Origin of the sequence: Verrucosispora sp. ts21, assembly GCF_002879555.1 — a bacterium.
GTDB lineage: Bacteria > Actinomycetota > Actinomycetes > Mycobacteriales > Micromonosporaceae > Micromonospora > Micromonospora gifhornensis.
In genome coordinates, this window is record NZ_PNOZ01000010.1 from 89,170 (window position 1) to 104,353 (window position 15,184).

19 protein-coding genes are annotated in these 15,184 nt (G+C 71.9%); 10 read left to right on the forward strand and 9 right to left on the reverse strand.

The features are described 5' to 3' along the window. Positions 1-10 precede the first annotated feature (10 nt). Together C1A38_RS06560 and C1A38_RS06565 are read right to left on the reverse strand one after the other, a co-directional pair. The gene (locus C1A38_RS06560) at positions 11-1,024 is read right to left on the reverse strand and encodes an ABC transporter permease subunit (protein WP_102656916.1); all 1,014 of its coding nucleotides are present in this window, start codon (positions 1,022-1,024) and stop codon (positions 11-13) included. Next, a complete protein-coding gene (locus C1A38_RS06565; RefSeq protein ID WP_102656917.1) occupies positions 1,021-2,031 on the reverse strand; it encodes an ABC transporter ATP-binding protein in 1,011 nt (336 codons plus the stop codon). Before C1A38_RS06565 ends, C1A38_RS06560 begins: the two co-directional genes overlap by 4 nt. A gap of 130 nt (positions 2,032-2,161) precedes the next feature. Between C1A38_RS06565 and C1A38_RS06570 the strand changes: the two genes are divergently transcribed. Both C1A38_RS06570 and C1A38_RS06575 read left to right on the forward strand, forming a co-directional pair. Next, entirely contained in the window at positions 2,162-3,004 is an 843-nt protein-coding gene (locus C1A38_RS06570) for an ABC transporter ATP-binding protein (RefSeq protein ID WP_102656956.1), read from the forward strand. A 78-nt stretch (positions 3,005-3,082) separates the two neighbouring features. Further along, entirely contained in the window at positions 3,083-3,982 is a 900-nt protein-coding gene (locus C1A38_RS06575) for a ribokinase (protein ID WP_102656918.1), read from the forward strand. An 8-nt stretch (positions 3,983-3,990) separates the two neighbouring features. Here the strand turns inward: C1A38_RS06575 and ftrA are convergent, their stop codons facing one another. Then, positions 3,991-4,983, reverse strand: a complete 993-nt coding sequence (ftrA, locus tag C1A38_RS06580; RefSeq protein WP_102656919.1) for a transcriptional regulator FtrA — start codon at positions 4,981-4,983, stop codon at positions 3,991-3,993. 72 nt (positions 4,984-5,055) lie between these two features. Between ftrA and C1A38_RS06585 the strand changes: the two genes are divergently transcribed. Next, on the forward strand, positions 5,056-5,514 hold the full coding sequence (locus tag C1A38_RS06585) for a rhodanese-like domain-containing protein (protein ID WP_199180107.1): 459 nt from the start codon (positions 5,056-5,058) through the stop codon (positions 5,512-5,514). Positions 5,515-5,533: 19 nt separating this feature from the next. Here C1A38_RS06585 and C1A38_RS06590 read toward each other — a convergent pair whose 3' ends face one another. Both C1A38_RS06590 and C1A38_RS06595 read right to left on the reverse strand, forming a co-directional pair. After that, positions 5,534-6,205 (reverse strand): hypothetical protein, encoded by a 672-nt coding sequence (locus tag C1A38_RS06590; protein WP_102656920.1) that lies wholly within the window; start codon positions 6,203-6,205, stop codon positions 5,534-5,536. A 34-nt stretch (positions 6,206-6,239) separates the two neighbouring features. Further along, entirely contained in the window at positions 6,240-6,719 is a 480-nt protein-coding gene (locus tag C1A38_RS06595; RefSeq protein ID WP_102656921.1) for a DUF6232 family protein, read from the reverse strand. 194 nt (positions 6,720-6,913) lie between these two features. Between C1A38_RS06595 and C1A38_RS06600 the strand changes: the two genes are divergently transcribed. Beyond that, a complete protein-coding gene (locus tag C1A38_RS06600; RefSeq protein ID WP_102656922.1) occupies positions 6,914-7,627 on the forward strand; it encodes a hypothetical protein in 714 nt (237 codons plus the stop codon). A gap of 24 nt (positions 7,628-7,651) precedes the next feature. Here C1A38_RS06600 and C1A38_RS06605 read toward each other — a convergent pair whose 3' ends face one another. Then, on the reverse strand, positions 7,652-8,125 hold the full coding sequence (locus C1A38_RS06605) for a DUF6232 family protein (RefSeq protein WP_102656923.1): 474 nt from the start codon (positions 8,123-8,125) through the stop codon (positions 7,652-7,654). A 97-nt stretch (positions 8,126-8,222) separates the two neighbouring features. On the opposite strand from C1A38_RS06605, the gene C1A38_RS06610 reads away from it, so the two are divergent. Together C1A38_RS06610 and C1A38_RS06615 are read left to right on the forward strand one after the other, a co-directional pair. Then, the gene (locus C1A38_RS06610) at positions 8,223-8,996 is read left to right on the forward strand and encodes an enoyl-CoA hydratase-related protein (RefSeq protein WP_102656924.1); all 774 of its coding nucleotides are present in this window, start codon (positions 8,223-8,225) and stop codon (positions 8,994-8,996) included. Positions 8,997-9,064: 68 nt separating this feature from the next. Further along, entirely contained in the window at positions 9,065-10,687 is a 1,623-nt protein-coding gene (locus tag C1A38_RS06615) for an acetolactate synthase (protein WP_102656925.1), read from the forward strand. A 25-nt stretch (positions 10,688-10,712) separates the two neighbouring features. On the opposite strand, the gene C1A38_RS06620 is transcribed toward C1A38_RS06615, so the two are convergent. Genes C1A38_RS06620 through C1A38_RS06630 form a run of 3 tightly spaced genes read right to left on the reverse strand, consistent with a single transcriptional unit; the run spans position 10,713 to position 11,849 of the window. Then, a complete protein-coding gene (locus C1A38_RS06620) occupies positions 10,713-11,129 on the reverse strand; it encodes a PLD nuclease N-terminal domain-containing protein (protein WP_102656926.1) in 417 nt (138 codons plus the stop codon). Between the two features lie 31 nt (positions 11,130-11,160). Then, a complete protein-coding gene (locus C1A38_RS06625) occupies positions 11,161-11,463 on the reverse strand; it encodes a DUF202 domain-containing protein (protein WP_102656927.1) in 303 nt (100 codons plus the stop codon). Then, positions 11,460-11,849 (reverse strand): YidH family protein, encoded by a 390-nt coding sequence (locus C1A38_RS06630; protein ID WP_102656958.1) that lies wholly within the window; start codon positions 11,847-11,849, stop codon positions 11,460-11,462. Before C1A38_RS06630 ends, C1A38_RS06625 begins: the two co-directional genes overlap by 4 nt. A 41-nt stretch (positions 11,850-11,890) precedes the next feature. Between C1A38_RS06630 and C1A38_RS06635 the strand changes: the two genes are divergently transcribed. From C1A38_RS06635 to C1A38_RS06650, 4 genes are all read left to right on the forward strand, one after another. Next, a complete protein-coding gene (locus tag C1A38_RS06635; protein ID WP_102656928.1) occupies positions 11,891-12,697 on the forward strand; it encodes a GNAT family N-acetyltransferase in 807 nt (268 codons plus the stop codon). Next, on the forward strand, positions 12,694-13,110 hold the full coding sequence (locus tag C1A38_RS06640) for a hypothetical protein (protein WP_102656929.1): 417 nt from the start codon (positions 12,694-12,696) through the stop codon (positions 13,108-13,110). The genes C1A38_RS06635 and C1A38_RS06640 overlap by 4 nt, the downstream gene beginning before the upstream one ends. Positions 13,111-13,356: 246 nt before the next feature. Further along, the gene (locus C1A38_RS06645) at positions 13,357-14,136 is read left to right on the forward strand and encodes an electron transfer flavoprotein subunit beta/FixA family protein (protein ID WP_102656930.1); all 780 of its coding nucleotides are present in this window, start codon (positions 13,357-13,359) and stop codon (positions 14,134-14,136) included. A 12-nt stretch (positions 14,137-14,148) separates the two neighbouring features. Beyond that, positions 14,149-15,108: an electron transfer flavoprotein subunit alpha/FixB family protein gene (locus C1A38_RS06650; RefSeq protein WP_102656959.1), complete on the forward strand. Its 960-nt coding sequence runs from the start codon at positions 14,149-14,151 to the stop codon at positions 15,106-15,108. The last annotated feature ends 76 nt before the right edge of the window (positions 15,109-15,184 follow it).

A 15,184-nucleotide genomic window follows, 5' to 3' on the forward strand; every position in this document is an offset into this window, starting at 1 on the left:
GACGCAGGCGTCAGATCAGGTCGCGGCGGCGGAACACGGCGAACGCGGTGGTGGTGAGCCCGGCGGTGCACAGCAGCAGGACCACGAGCGCCAGTTGCCAGGTCAGCGGGTACGTGCCATTGCAGTACCCGGTGAAGGCGTCGGCGCAGGGCGTGGCGTCCCAGAACCGCAGCTCGCCGGCCAGCCACGCGCCCACGTAGTTGCTGAGCAGCAGCTGGTCCGGCCGGGAGACGTCCAGGATCTGCATCATGATCCGCCCGCCCATCTCCCACACCACCAGGTAGGCAAGCACCGCGCCGACCGCCGCCGCGGTGTGCCGACCCATGGTGGCGAGGGCGAAGCCGATCGCCGTGGCGAACACCACCAACCCGACGCCCCGGCCCCACCGGGCGGCCAGGTCGGCCCAGAAGGTCGCATCGGTCGGCCCCGGATAGCCGGCGACCTGGGCGATGACCCAGAAGGTGACCAGGTACGCCACCGAGGCGAGCACCGACAACACCAGGACCGCGCCGAGCAGGGTGCCCAGTTTGGTGCCGAGCACGGTCAGCCGCTGGGGTCGCCACAGCAGCAGGTTGACCACCCCGCCGGAGTTCAGGTCGGCGCCGATGTAGGAGGCACCGACCAGGAAGCCGAACAGCACCAGGAAGGCCACCAGGAAGTACAGCAGCGCCTCGGCCTGCTGGGTGAAGGTGAACACGTCGGTGAGGTAGTTGGCAGCCGTCGGCGACCAACCCTGCACCACCGGATCGATCTCGCGGCAATCGGCGGGCAGGTAGTGGTTGCCGTCGTGGGCCCAGCCCTCACCGCGGTCCCGGGCCAGGCAGCGGGCGTGCTCCCGCTCCATCACGCTGCGCTCGGCGGCGGCCTGCTGCTCGGCCGCGGCCACTTCGGCGCTTGTGGGTGTGTGTGAGCTGGCCAGGGTGGTCCCCGCCGTCACCACGAACGCCAACATCAGCAGGAGCACCATCAGCTGCACGAATCGGCGGGCGGCCAGCCGCTCCGCCTCGGCGCGGATCAGGTTCACGCCTGCACCCCCCGGAACTCGTCGAGGTCGATCGACGGTGCGCCGGACAGGCCGGGTGCGGACCCACCGTCGGTCTGCCGAGGGAGCGTCGGCTGCTGCCCGGCACCGGTCAACTCCAGGAAGACGCTCTCCAGATCCGGCCGTACCGGGGTCAGCTCGCGTACCCAGACATCCTGCTCGCCCAGCGTCCGGCTGATCAGCGTCGGGTCCGGTACCCCACCGACCACCAGGTGGTCGGCGTGGGCGGTGACGGTCAGCCCGGCGGCCTGCAGCAGTTGCTCGGCCCGGATCAGGTCGTCGGCGCGGACCAGACACTCGTTGCGGTCGAATCCGGCCAGCACCTCGGTCACCGGGCCGGCCGTCACCCGCCGCCCCCGCGAAATGATCGTGACGTGGTCGCAGATCAGTTGGATCTCGGCCAGGATGTGGCTGGAGACCAGCACGGTCACCCCATTGCCGGCCAGCGTGCGCATCAGGTCCCGCATCTCCCGGATGCCCGCCGGATCCAGCCCGTTGGCCGGTTCGTCGAGAATCAGCAGTTCAGGCCCTTTGAGCAGGGCCGAGGCCACGGCCAGTCGCTGCTTCATGCCCAGCGAGTAACCCTTTACCCGATCGTGGCCACGATCGCGCAGGCCGACCTGCTCCAGCACCTCGTCGACCCGGCTGACCGGTACGCCACCAGCCAGGGCGAGCAGCCGCAGGGTGCGGTGGCCGGTGAAGTTGCCGAAGAACTGCGGGCTCTCCACGATCGCGCCGACCCGGTGGGCCACCTGGGGCAGCGACTCCGGTGCGTCGGCGCCGAACACCCGCATCTGTCCCGCATCGGCGCGGACCAGCCCGAGCAACGCCCGCAGGGTGGTCGTCTTGCCCGACCCGTTGGGGCCCAGGAAGCCGTGCACCTGACCGGCCTCGACCAGCAGGTCGAAGCCGGCGACGGCGACCCGGTGGCCCTTACGTACGCTGCGGAAAGTCTTCCGCAGACCCTCGATTTCGATGACCCCGCTCACGCGGAGGGGCCCCGACGACGACTGGGCATGAACGGCCCCTCCGGATCAGGTGAGCAACGACACGGCGCTCACCCTACGGTGGCAGCGCCCGCCCGTGGGGGCGGCACGCGATGCGTGGTTGGATGGGCGGGTGACTGGTGACCTGATCGCTGGCGCCGGTGGCGCCACACCCGCCCCTGCATCCATGGACGCGGATCTGGTGGTCAGCCTCGACGGCGTCGGCGTACGCCGGTCCGGCACCGCCCTGCTGCACGATGTCGAATGGCGGGTGGAGGCGGACGAACGCTGGGTGGTGCTGGGCCCCAACGGCGCCGGCAAGACCACCCTGCTCAACCTCGCCGCCGGCCGGCTGCACCCGACCACCGGCGTCGCACACGTGCTGGGCGAGCGGATCGGCCGTACCGACCTCAACGAGCTGCGTACCCGCATCGGGTTGACCACGGCGGCGCTGGCCGAGCGGCTGCCCGCCGACGAGAAGGTCCGCGACGTGGTGATGACCGCCGCCTGGTCGGTGGTCGGCCGTTGGCGGGAGGAGTACGACCCGGCCGACGAGGCCCGCGCCCTGGCCCTGCTCGACCAACTCGGCGCCGGCACGCTTGCCGACCGCGACTACGGCACCCTGTCCGACGGGGAGCGCAAGCGGGTGCAGATCGCCCGGGCCCTGATGACCGACCCGGAGCTGCTGCTGCTCGACGAACCGGCGGCCGGGCTCGACCTGGGCGGCCGGGAGGACCTGGTGGCCCGCCTGGCCACGCTGGCGCAGGATCCGGACGCCCCCGCGCTGGTGCTTGTCACCCACCACGTGGAGGAGATCCCGCCCGGCTTCACCCACGCGATGCTGCTGCGCGACGGCGCGGTGATGGCGCAGGGCCCGCTGGACGCGACTCTCACCGCCGACAACCTCACCAAGACCTTCGGCCTGCCGCTGCTCGTCGACCGCACCGGCGACCGCTTCACCGCCCGCGCCGCCTGACGCGGTGCAAGGAAGGGCACCTGCTTAACGTCTCCGGTAGAGCAGGGGCCCCCTGTTAACAAAACGCAGGAGGCTCCGGTGCCACAGACCCGAGTCGTCGTGGTGGGCAGCGCGAACATGGACCTGGTCGCCACCGCGCCGACCCTGCCCCGCCCGGGGGAGACCACCCTCGGCACCGACTTCGTCACCGTGCCCGGCGGCAAGGGCGCCAACCAGGCCATCGCCGCCGCCCGCGCCGGTGCCGCCTGCACCTTCCTCGGTGCGATCGGCTCCGACTCGTTCGGGGTGACCCTGCGGGCCCGGATCACCGCCGCCGGGGTGGACACCAGCCAGCTGCGCACCACCTACGGCGCCTCCGGGGTGGCCCTGGTGATGGTCAACGCCGAGGGTGAGAACGCCATCCTGGTCACGCCGGGGGCCAACGACTCGCTGACCGCGCTCACCGAGAGCGAGCTCGCCGCCGTACGCGATGCCGACGTGCTTGTCGCGCAGCTGGAGATTCCGGTCGAGACGGTGACCGAGGCGGCGGTCGCCGCCCGAGCCGCCGGGACCCGGGTGGTGCTCAACGCCGCACCGGCGCTACCGCTGCCGCCCGAGCTGCTGGCCGCGGTGGACCTGCTGGTGGTCAACGAGAACGAGGCGCAGGCGTACACCGGTCGGGGTCGGGAGGAGCCGCAGGCCCTGCTCGACCTGGTGCCCCGGGCGGTGCTGACCCTCGGCGCGGAGGGTGCCTGGTACGGCGATCGGGACGGCACCGCCGTGCACGTGCCCGCGACCAGAGTGGACACCGTCGACTCGACCGCCGCCGGGGACGCGTTCACCGGCGCGCTCGCGGTGGCCTGGGGTGAGGGCCGCGACCTGGTCGACGCGGTCCGCTGGGCGGCGGCGGCCGGCGCGGCCTGCGTACGCCGACTCGGCGCGAGCGTGTCGCTGCCGCACCGCGTCGAGATCGACCAGCTCTACCTCCCCGCGACCTGACCCGAGGTTCACCGGTCGACGGAGGCCGTCGCTGCCCCGTCGTGGGCGCGGAAGGCCCGTCGGTACGCCGAGGGCGACGTCCGCATCGCCCGGGTGAAGTGGTGGCGGTACGTCACCGCGGTCTCGAACCCGACCGTCGTGGCTATCTGCGCGACCGGCGCATCAGTCGTCTCCAGCAGCGCCAGGCTGGCCCGGATCCGCTGATCGACAAGCCAGCGGATCGGGCTGGTGCCGGTGGCCCGGGCGAAGTGCCGCAGGTACGTACGCGGTGACATGTGGGCCTGCCGGGCCAGCCGGGCCACAGTCACCGGCTCGGCGAGGTGCGCGAGTGCCCAGGCGATGCTGCCGGCCACCCGGTCGTCGTCCGCCCTCGCCGGCACCGGCGTCTCGATGAACTGTGCCTGCCCGCCGTCGCGGTGCGGTGCGGTCACCAACCGGCGGGCCACCGCGTTGGCCACGGCCGCGCCATGGTCACGCCGCACCACGTGCACGCACAGGTCCAGACCGGCCGCGCTGCCGGCGCTCGTCAGCACGTCACCGTCGTCCACGTAGAGCACATCGGGATCCACAGTCACCGCCGGATAGCGGCGGGCCAGCAGGTCGGCGTACCGCCAGTGGGTGGTGGCCCGGCGACCGTCGAGCAGACCGGCGGCGGCCAGCGCGAACGCGCCCGAGCAGATGGACATGAGTCGGGCACCGGCCCGGTGTGCGTGACGCAGCGCCGCCACCAGGTGCGCAGAGGGTGTCGCGTGCACGTCGCCGACGCCGGGCACGATCACCGTTGCGGCCTCGGCCAGCACGTCCAGGCCGTACGGGCTGTGCAGGGTGGCGCCACCGATCACCGGCACCGGGCCGGGGCGCTCGGCGCACAGCCGCAGGTCGTACCAGGGCACGCCGAGTTCGGGTCGGGGGAGTCCGAAGACCTCGGTGACGATGCCGGTCTCGAAGACCGACATTCCCGGGTACGCCAGCACGGCGACGGTACGGGCGACCGGAGCCATGGCGGGATGTTAGCGCAGTACGTCGTCACCGCCACTCCTCCGGACGCGTCCGCAGCGGTCAGGATCGGTGCCATGACCCGCGCTTTCGCCGTACCGGCCGCCGATCCCGCCACCGCCATCGGCCTCTTCCTGGCCGAGTTGAGCGTCACCACCGACGTCGCCGACGTGCACGCCGACCTCACCGCCGGGGTGCCCGACCTGGTCGTGGTGGATTCCCGGGGCGAGGCCGCCTGGGCCCAGGGCCACCTGCCCGACGCGGTGCACCTGCCCACCGCCCGAATTGCCGAGCAGGCCGCACGGGTGGTCCCGGCCGGCACCCGAGTGGTCACCTACTGCTGGGGTCCCGGCTGCGACGGCGCCACCCGGGCCGCGTTGGCCTTCGCCCGGCTCGGCTACCCGGTCAAGCAGATGCGCGGCGGCTACGAGTACTGGGTTCGCGAGGGCCTGCCGGTGGTCACCGCGACCGGGTCGACCCGTCGGCCGGTGGACGACCTGACCGCGCCCCGCCCGGCCGTCGGCTGCGACTGCTGACCAACGGCTCTGCCTGCCGTCAGCTCCCGTCGTCGTTGAGCTTCTCGCCGCGTCGACGCAGCATCGCCAGGCCGGGAATGCCCGCCACGGCGAGTTTGAGGTCCCGGGTGACGTCGAGCAGGTCGTGCAGGTCGGGACCGACCCGGTCCAGGGTGGCCAGGATCGGCATCACGTCGGCGGTGAGGTGTTGGCGCAGCTTCGGCAACTCGTCGACCAGCCGTACCGCCGCGGCCACCTCCTCGTGGCTGAGCTGCTCGACGAAGTGGGTGGCCATCGGTGCGGCCCGGCGCAACGCCGGCTCGTACGCGGTCAGCAGTTCGGCGGCGGTGGCCGTCGCCTCGGCTGCCGCGCCGACCGTCTCGGCGGCCTGGCCGGACACCTTCTCCGCCCGCGCCACCACGTCGGCTGCGGCGGCGGCGACCGTGCCGGCGTTGTCGACGGCGACGGTCGCGGCGGCGCTGATCACCGCGACCTCCCGGACGGCGACCTCGGCGTCGGCGAGCACCTGGTCGGTCCGGTCGAGGGTCTGCTCGATCCGGTCCACCACCCCGTTGATCCGCGTCAGCAACGCCTCCACCCCGTCGAGCACCGCGAAGGCGCGGGCCGGGATCGCGGCGAAGGACGCGGCCGAGTCGAGGGCGGAACGGGTGAGGCCGACGACCGCGGTCGGCCGGGGAAGGGGGATCACCATGGGCTCCAGTGTTCCTTGGGCGGGCGAGGGCCGCTCACCAGTGGTCGCCCTGCTGCTCCACGGCCCGCTGCACCGCCCGGTAGATCTGCCCGAAGCGCAGCGCGTCCGGGGTGCGCAGCACCATGACCTCCTGCCCGCGGTACTGCACCCACAACTCCTGGACCCGGTTGCCGCGTTCGTACGAGCGGTCCAGCCAGCCGAGCGGGATCTCCAGGAACGGCACCAGCGCCACCGCGATGACCAGGCAGGCCACCAGCACCACGAGCGCCGGCACCCAACCCCGGTCCGGTGCCGACCAGACCAGCGACAGTACGCAGACCAGCCCGACCAGCGGGGGCAGGGACAGCAGCAGCACCAGTACGCCCCGGCCGAGCACCCGCCCGCGCACCGCGAGGGTGGTGCGCCCCTTCTGATGCCAGACGTAGGTGACCTCGGATATCGGGATGACGTGTCTTCCGGCCCGCAGCGACTCCGAGGAAACCTGCACCGCGTCGTCCCGGTAATAGAGCGCCATCACTAAGCCTAACCATCTTGCGGCAACCCTTGGCGATGGTGTCGTCACCCTGTGGCGATCAGCTGTCCCCGGTGCGACCGACAGTGGCGGTCAATTTCGCGCCGGACGCTCGGTGTGGGCCCGGACGATGCTCGCCGGTTCGGGCGGCACGCTAACATCGCCGCGTCTTGAGGTGACTGCGGAGACGAGGCTCTATGGGGTGGCTCCAGCGTGTGCTGGGTGGGCGGCAGGTCGAGCACGATCCCGGCCGGCAGGAGGCGCTGTTACAGCAGGTCCGGCACGGGTTCGGCATCCGCAGCCAGGTCCGCGTCCGCGATCAGATCGAGGAGATCACGCGGCTGCTGGACGATGAGGACGGTCTGGTCGTGGCGACCCGGATCGTGCGCGAGGTCGCCGACGCGGCCCACACGGATCTGCTGGCGCAAGCCGCGGACCTGCACCGGCGTACCGGTTACCGGCTCGTGGTCGATCGTCGCAACTATCGGGTCCTGTGGCGGGAGGCCGGGGCGGCGCTGCGGTGGCCGCTGTTCGATCCGCCGGGCGGCCTGCATCCGTACGTGCAGGTGGCCGCGGCGGCCACGGTGCTCGGCGACCGTGCGTCGCGGGTCGTGAAGGCCACCGACCCCGCCCCGGTGCTGTCCGCGGTCTTCGAGCTGTTCGACCTCACCACCACCGGTTGGGAGTACGGCCGGGTGCGGCCGGACACCGGCGGCGCCGAGTTGGTCCTCCGGTTGATCTCGGCGGCTCGGCAGATCAACGCCGCGTTGTCGGATCCGCCGCCGCTGCCGCAGCCGGTGCGGGAACTGATGCGCCGCAACAACACCACGAACGTGTACGACCCGGCCGGGCACGGGGTGGTCGGCGCGATCAATCTCGGTGCGGAGTTGAGGCCGGCCCTGCTGTCCTGAGCGTCCCCCGCCCGACCCGGCCGGTCAGCGGGCGGCCCGGCCCTGCACCTGGGCTTCCATGGCGCGTTGCACGGCCCGGTAGATCTGCCCGAAGCGCAGCGCGTCCGGGGTGCACAGCAGGCGTACCGGGTGGCCCCGCCAGCGGATCCAGACCTCGCGGGGGCGGCTGCCCCGGGCGTACGACCTGTCGAAGTACTCGAAGAGCTGGTCGGCGATCGGCCCGGCGGCCAGTCCGATCAGGATGGAGACGCCGACGATGGCGACCGTGACGGTGGCCGAACCGTCGAGCCAGACGGCGAGCGCGATGCCGAGGACGGCGGCCACCAGCGGGCCGATCATCGCCGCGCCGAGCGCACCCCGGCCGATCAGCACCCGCCACGACCGGCCGCCCCGGTGGTGCCAGACCTCGGTGATCTCGGCCAGCGGGTAGGCGTCGCCGTTGACCGTGACGGCGGTGGAGGTGACCTGGACGGACTTGTCGTCGTAGTACGTGACCATGGGAACTCCGGGGCGCGGGACTGGCAGCCAGACTACGTGCCGACGGCGGCTGGTCGTAAGGTTGGCAGGCGACTTCGACGAGGAAGTGAGGCTCAGCGTGGGCGAGTTCGTGCGGCTGGAGACCGGGGACGGCATCGGCACCATTCGGCTGGAGCGGCCACCGATGAACGCGCTCAACACCCAGGTCCAGGAGGAGTTGCGCGCCGCTGCGGCGGCGGCCACCGCCGACCCGCAGGTCCGCGCGGTCATCGTGTACGGCGGCGAGAAGGTCTTCGCGGCCGGGGCGGACATCAAGGAGATGGCCGACATGTCCTACGTGGACATGGCGGACCGGGCCGCCGACCTGTCCAGCGCGCTCGGCGCGATCGCCCGGATCCCCAAGCCGGTGGTCGCCGCGATCACCGGGTACGCCCTCGGTGGCGGCTGCGAGCTGGCGCTGGCCTGTGACTGGCGGGTGGTGGCCGAGGACGCCAAGCTCGGCCAGCCCGAGATCAAGCTCGGCATCATCCCCGGTGCCGGCGGCACCCAGCGGCTGGCCCGGCTGGTCGGCCCGGCCCGCGCCAAGGATCTGATCATGTCGGGTCGGATGGTGGACGCCCAGGAGGCGCTGCGCATCGGCCTGGCCGACCGGGTTGTCCCGGCCGCCGAGGTCTACGACGCGGCGGTGGCGCTGGTGAAGCCGTACCTCAACGGGCCGGTGCAGGCGCTGCGCGCGGCGAAGCTCGCGGTCGACGGCGGCCTGGACATGGACCTGAACTCGGGTCTGGCCTGGGAGAGCCAGCTCTTCGCGGCGCTGTTCGCCACCGAGGACCGGCGCGAGGGGATGGTCGCCTTCGTGGAGAAGCGCAAACCGGACTTCACCGGTCGATGAGAATGGTTCACATTCCTCCTACCGGCCAGTAGCGTGTGACTCCGGTCAGGCGACGAGAGGGAGCGGCGATGACGGAGCGGATCGAAGGCCACGGCGGAGAACTCGCCCTCGCGGCGCTGCGCGCGTACGGGGTGCGGGAGATGTTCACCCTCTCCGGCGGGCACGTGTTTCCGCTCTACGACGCCGCGCACAAGACCGGCTTCCCGCTGTACGACGTGCGGCACGAGCAGTCCGCCGTCTTCGCCGCCGAGGCGGTGGCGAAGTTGCAGCGCCGCCCCGGCCTGGCCGTGCTCACCGCCGGCCCCGGCGTCACCAACGGCATCTCCGGCCTGACCAGCGCCTACTTCAACGCCTCGCCGGTGCTGGTGATGGGCGGGCGGGCACCGCAGTTCCGGTGGGGTTCCGGCAGCCTCCAGGAGATGGACCACCTGCCGCTTGTCGCCCCGGTAACCAAGCACGCCGAGACGGTGTTCAGCGCCGACGACATCCCCCGGGCCGTCGCCGCGGCGCTGACCACCGCGCTCACCCCGCACCGGGGTCCGGTCTTCCTCGACTTCCCCCTCGAAGCGATCTTCTCCACCGGTGACGCCGACCTGCCCGCCGGGCCGGCCATCGCCCCGATCGAGGCCGACCCCGACGAGGTGGCGAAGGCCGCCGGTCTGATCGCCGGGGCGCAGCGGCCGGTCGTCATCGCCGGCTCCGACGTCTACACCGGTGACGCCGTGGCGGCCCTGCGCGCCGCCGCCGAGGCCCTCGACGTGCCGGTCTTCACCAACGGGATGGGTCGCGGCGCCCTGCCGCCGGAGCACCCGCTGGCCTTCGCCAAGGCCCGGCGGGTGGCGCTGAAGAACGCCGACGTCATCGTGGTGGTGGGCACCCCGCTGGATTTCCGGCTCTCCTTCGGCGACTTCGGCGACGCCACCGTCGTGCACATCGTCGACGCGCCCAGCCAGCGGGCCACCCACGTGCAGCCGGCCGTCGCGCCCGCCGGCGACCTGCGCGGCATCCTGTCCGCCCTGGCCGGCTACACCGGCGACCGGGTCGACCACACCGACTGGGTGGTGCAGCTGCGTACCGCCGAGGACGCCGCGAAGGCCCGCGACGCCGAGGAGATGGCCGCCGAGACGGATCCGATCCGCCCGGCGCGCGTCTACGGCGAGCTGCGCAAGGTCCTCGCCCGCGATGCGATCACCATCGGCGACGGCGGGGACTTCGTCTCGTACGCCGGCCGCTACCTGGAGCCGGCCCAGCCGGGCACCTGGCTCGACCCGGGCCCGTACGGCTGCCTCGGCACCGGCATGGGCTACGCGATGGGTGCTCGGGTCACCCACCCGGACCGGCAGATCTGTGTGCTGATGGGCGACGGCGCGGCCGGTTTCTCGCTGATGGACGTGGAGTCCCTGGTCCGGCAGAAGCTGCCGGTGGTCATGGTGGTCGGCAACAACGGCATCTGGGGTCTGGAGAAGCACCCGATGCGGGCCATGTACGGCTACGACGTCGCCGCCGACCTGCAGCCCGAACTGCGTTACGACCAGGTGGTCACCGCCCTCGGTGGGGCGGGGGAGACGGTCGCCAAGGCCGCCGACCTGGGCCCGGCCCTGCACCGGGCCTTCGACGCACGCGTGCCCTACCTGGTGAACGTCATCACCGACCCGGCGGACGCGTACCCCCGCTCGTCAAACCTGGCCTGACGCGGGCGACCTTGCCCCGGGGTGGTCACACCTCGGGGCGGGGCTCCTCGCGGGGCGGGTCGCCCTCGCGGCGGCGCAGGTCGTCCTCGCGCTTGCGCAGGTCCTCCTCCCAGCGGCGGAAGAGTTCCTGGTCCTCCTGGCGCGAGCGCTCCTCGATCGAGCGCAGGAACTCGGGGTCGTCGTCCGGCGCGAGCGGCCGGGCCGGCCGGCGTACGACGGGCTGGGCTCCGCCGGAGAACACCCCACCACCGGCGGGGTTGCGCTTGCGGCCGGCGAGGAACCAGGCGATCGAGCCGATCACCGGGAAGAACAGGATCATCAGCACCCAGGCGATCCGGGGCAGGTGACGAACGTCGTCCTCCTCGGCCGACAGGCAACTGATCAGAGCGCAGACGGCGAGGACTACCTGCACCAGGAAAAAGAGGATGTAGAGCCGGGCCATGTACCCATCATGTCCTACTCCCCGTCGATGCTCACACCCCGCACACGACCAGCACCACGCCGATCAGGGCGAGACCGGCGATGCAGAGGCCCACGGCGGAGAGCGTACGGACGCTGGGGTCGGGTACGCCGGTGCCGACCGCCCGTGGCCAGCAGAGGGTGATCGTGGCACCCCAGCCGAGGATGGCGAGCGCGGTCAGCAGTGCTCCGACCCGGCCGCCGGTGAGCCCGAGCCGGACGGCGAGGATCGTCACCACGGTCACCGCCAGCATGGTGCGACGCCAGGCCAGCCGGGTCCGTTCGGGCTGGAGACCGGGGTCGCGTACGGCGGTCATCCGCCCAGCGCCCCGGCCAGAACCGCCACCACCAGCAGCAGCGCGCCGAGCCCCACCACCACGGCGAGTACGGCCGGGAAGCGGGACGCGGGCAGTTCCCTGTCGAGCCGGATGGCCCGATCGACGCGCGCCCAGTGGTCGATGGCGCGGATCGCGACCGCGCCGCCGAGCAGCAGCAACGCGATGGAGATCGCCTCGCGCAGGTGCCGCAGCGGCAGGGCCGGGAGGAACTGTGCGGCCGCGAGTCCACCACCCACCAGCGCCAGCCCGGTCCGCAGCCAGGCCAGGAAGGTCCGCTCGTTGGCCAGCGAGAAGCGGTAGTCGGGGGTGGTGCCCACCGACCGGAGCTCGTCAGGGTCGAACCAATTCCTGATCCTTTGCCACACGGTGGTGATTATCCGGTGCGAACTGGGCATAGCCTGGAAACATGACGGATCTTGATGTGACCACTTTGCGTGCGGCGTACGACGCCCAGCTTCGGCCGGGCCTGCCTGACCCGGCACCGCAGGGCGCGAGGGTGGAGCAGGACGGACCGTTGTTCCGGGTGTTCGGCCTCGATGACGTCGGCCTGGTGACCTACCGGGACCTCGGCGGGATGGCCGACGCCGAACTCGACGCGTTGATCGCCCGCCAGGTGGCGGTGGCCCGGGAGCGGGGCGAGCCGGTGGAGTGGAAGCTGCACGGCCATGACGAGCCGGCGGACCTGCCGCAGCGGCTGCGCGCGGCCGGCTTCGTGCCGCAGTCCCAGGAGACCGTCATGGTCGGCCCGGTCGCGCCGCTGGCGTCCGCGCTGCCGGTGGTGCCCGAGGGCGTACGCCTGCGGGAGGTCACCACCCGCGCGGACCTGGACCGGATCGCGGCGCTGGAGACCGAGCTGTGGGGCCGCGATCTGACCGGCCTCGCCGACGGGCTGGAACGGGAGATCGCCGCCGATCCGCAGGCGATCACGGTCGTGGTGGCCGAGGCCGGTGAGGCCGGTGAGACGGTCGTCAGCGCGGGCTGGGTCCGCTATCCACCGGACACCACCTTCGCCACCCTCTGGGGCGGGTCGACGCATCCGCAGTGGCGTCGGCAGGGTGTCTACCGGGCGCTCGTCACCTACCGGGCGCGGCTCGCCGGCCAACGCGACCGGACCCTGTTGCAGGTCGACGCCGCCGACGAGAGTCGTCCACTGCTGGGGCGGCTCGGTCTCGTCCCGGTCACCAGCACCACGCCCTACGTCTACACTCCGTGATCATGGCGCAGTCGCTGACGGACGAGGAGATGCTGATCCTCAAGACGGGGGCTTTCGGCGCCGTGTTCCTGGTGTCGAACGCCGACCCGGGCGTGCTCGCCATGTTCCGGGAGAGCTTCGCCGCCTCCGGCGCGATCGCCGACGCCAGTGGTCTGGTCAAGGCGGCGCTGAGCAGTGGTCCGCTGCCGAGGCTGCCGCGGGATTCGCAGTCGCAGGTCGAGTCGGTGGTGCTGCCCGCGCTCCGCCAGGCGATCACGATCCTGACCGAGAAGGCCCCGGAGGATGTCGCGATCTACCGCTCGGTGGTGCTGGCCGCCGCCGATCGTACGGCGCGGGCCCACAACGGGATCAGTACGGCAGAGGCGCAGGTCATCGAGCGGATCGCGGCGGCGCTGGGCGATCCGGCGGCCTGAGGAGCGGGCCGGCCCGAAGGCGGCCGGCGCGTGCCGGTTCGGCGACGGTGCCCGGGGGCGGCAGAATGGCGGTGAGCTGAGTCACTCGGGGTGTATCCGGGAGGCAAAGCTACTGACAGGTAACATTGCGCCGTGGGCAACCGCACAGCGGCTTCAGGTTGACCTAACGGTCACTAAGGAGCGAGGCTGCGCCCGATACCCGGGCAAGTGATCACACCACCACAGCAGGAGGGTCGTCGAAGCGCGATGAACATCGTCGTACTCGTCAAGCAGGTGCCCGACTCGGGCGCGGACCGCAACCTGCGCAGTGACGACAACACAGTCGACCGCGGTTCGGCGAACAACGTCATCAACGAGATGGACGAATACGCCATCGAAGAGGCGTTGAAGATCAAGGAAGCGCACGGCGGCGAGGTGACCATCCTGACCATGGGTCCGGACCGGGCGACCGAGTCGATCCGCAAGGCGCTGTCGATGGGCCCGGACAAGGCGGTGCACGTGGTGGACGACGCCCTGCACGGGTCGTGCGCCGTGGCCACCTCCAAGGTGCTCGCCGCCGCCCTCGGTCAGCTCAACGCCGACCTGGTGCTCTGCGGGTCGGAGTCGACCGACGGCCGGGTGCAGGTGATGCCGCACATGCTCGCCGAGCGGCTCGGTGTCGCGGCGCTGACCGGTGCCCGCAAGCTCACCGTCGACGGCGGCACGTTGACTGTGGAGCGGCAGACCGAGGAGGGCTACGAGGTGGTCACCGCCACCACGCCGGCCATCGTCTCGGTGTGGGACACCATCAACGAGCCCCGGTACCCGTCCTTCAAGGGCATCATGGCCGCCAAGAAGAAGCCCGTGCAGACGCTGTCCCTGGCCGACCTGGGGGTCGCCGCGGACGAGGTCGGCCTCGCCGGGGCGACGAGCGTGGTCGTGGAGCACAGCAAGCGTCCGCCGCGCTCCGGTGGCGCGAAGGTCACCGACGAGGGCTCCGGCGGCGTGCAGCTTGTCGAGTTCCTCGCCACCGAGAAGTTCGTGTGAGGGGTGTGGGACATGTCTGAGGTTCTCGTCGTCGTCGAGGCAACTCGCGAGTTCGGCGTCAAGAAGGTCACGTGCGAGATGCTCACCCTGGCCCGTGAGCTGGGCACCCCGTCGGCCGTGGTGCTCGGTGGGGCCGGTGCCGCCGACGCGTTGTCGGCCAAACTGGGTGAGTACGGCGCGGAGAAGATCTACGCCGCCGAGGGTGAGCAGATCGACGGTTACCTGGTCGCGCCGAAGGCCACCGTGGTCGCCGACCTGGTCAAGCGGGTACAGCCGGCCGCCGTCCTGCTCGCCTCCTCGCAGGAGGGCAAGGAGATCGCCGCCCGACTGGCGGTCAAGCTGGACAACGGCATCCTGACCGACGTGGTCGCCCTGGCCGCCGACGGCACCGCCACCCAGGTGGCCTTCGCCGGCTCGACGATCGTCAAGTCCAAGGTGACCCGGGGCCTGCCGCTGGTCACCGTCCGGCCCAACTCGGTCACCCCGGCCCCGGCCGCCGCCACCCCGGCGGTCGAGCAGCTCACCGTGACCGTCAGCGACACCGACAAGCTGGCCAAGGTGGTCGACCGGGTGGCCGAGCAGAAGGGCTCCCGCCCCGAGCTCACCGAGGCCGGCGTGGTCGTCGCCGGCGGCCGCGGGGTCGGCAACGCGGACAACTTCAAGCTGGTCGAGGAGCTGGCCGACCTGCTCGGCGGCGCCGTCGGCGCGTCCCGCGCGGCGGTGGACTCCGGCTTCTACCCGCACCAGTTCCAGGTCGGGCAGACCGGTAAGACCGTCTCCCCGCAGCTGTACGTCGCGCTCGGCATCTCCGGCGCGATCCAGCACCGGGCCGGCATGCAGACCTCGAAGACCATCGTCGCGGTCAACAAGGACGGCGAGGCGCCGATCTTCGAGCTGGCCGACTTCGGCGTGGTCGGTGACCTGTTCAAGGTGGTCCCGCAGGCCGCCGAGGAGATCCGCAAGCGCAAGTAGGGCCTACCCACGACAGCCGCTGCCCGGTATCGGGCGGCGGCTGTCGGCTGTGGTGGGAAAGGGAGCTGATCGGCGG

Coding starts and splice junctions, on each gene's coding strand:
- C1A38_RS06620 (WP_102656926.1), bottom strand. CDS start 11,129: ATGGCCCGGCTCTACATCCTCTTTTTCCTGGTGCAGGTAGTCCTCGCC.
- C1A38_RS06645 (WP_102656930.1), top strand. CDS start 13,357: ATGAACATCGTCGTACTCGTCAAGCAGGTGCCCGACTCGGGCGCGGAC.
- C1A38_RS06625 (WP_102656927.1), bottom strand. CDS start 11,463: ATGACCGCCGTACGCGACCCCGGTCTCCAGCCCGAACGGACCCGGCTG.
- C1A38_RS06650 (WP_102656959.1), top strand. CDS start 14,149: ATGTCTGAGGTTCTCGTCGTCGTCGAGGCAACTCGCGAGTTCGGCGTC.
- C1A38_RS06605 (WP_102656923.1), bottom strand. CDS start 8,125: ATGGTCACGTACTACGACGACAAGTCCGTCCAGGTCACCTCCACCGCC.
- C1A38_RS06635 (WP_102656928.1), top strand. CDS start 11,891: ATGACGGATCTTGATGTGACCACTTTGCGTGCGGCGTACGACGCCCAG.
- C1A38_RS06590 (WP_102656920.1), bottom strand. CDS start 6,205: ATGGTGATCCCCCTTCCCCGGCCGACCGCGGTCGTCGGCCTCACCCGT.
- C1A38_RS06595 (WP_102656921.1), bottom strand. CDS start 6,719: ATGGCGCTCTATTACCGGGACGACGCGGTGCAGGTTTCCTCGGAGTCG.
- C1A38_RS06600 (WP_102656922.1), top strand. CDS start 6,914: ATGGGGTGGCTCCAGCGTGTGCTGGGTGGGCGGCAGGTCGAGCACGAT.
- C1A38_RS06615 (WP_102656925.1), top strand. CDS start 9,065: ATGACGGAGCGGATCGAAGGCCACGGCGGAGAACTCGCCCTCGCGGCG.
- ftrA (WP_102656919.1), bottom strand. CDS start 4,983: ATGGCTCCGGTCGCCCGTACCGTCGCCGTGCTGGCGTACCCGGGAATG.
- C1A38_RS06585 (WP_199180107.1), top strand. CDS start 5,056: ATGACCCGCGCTTTCGCCGTACCGGCCGCCGATCCCGCCACCGCCATC.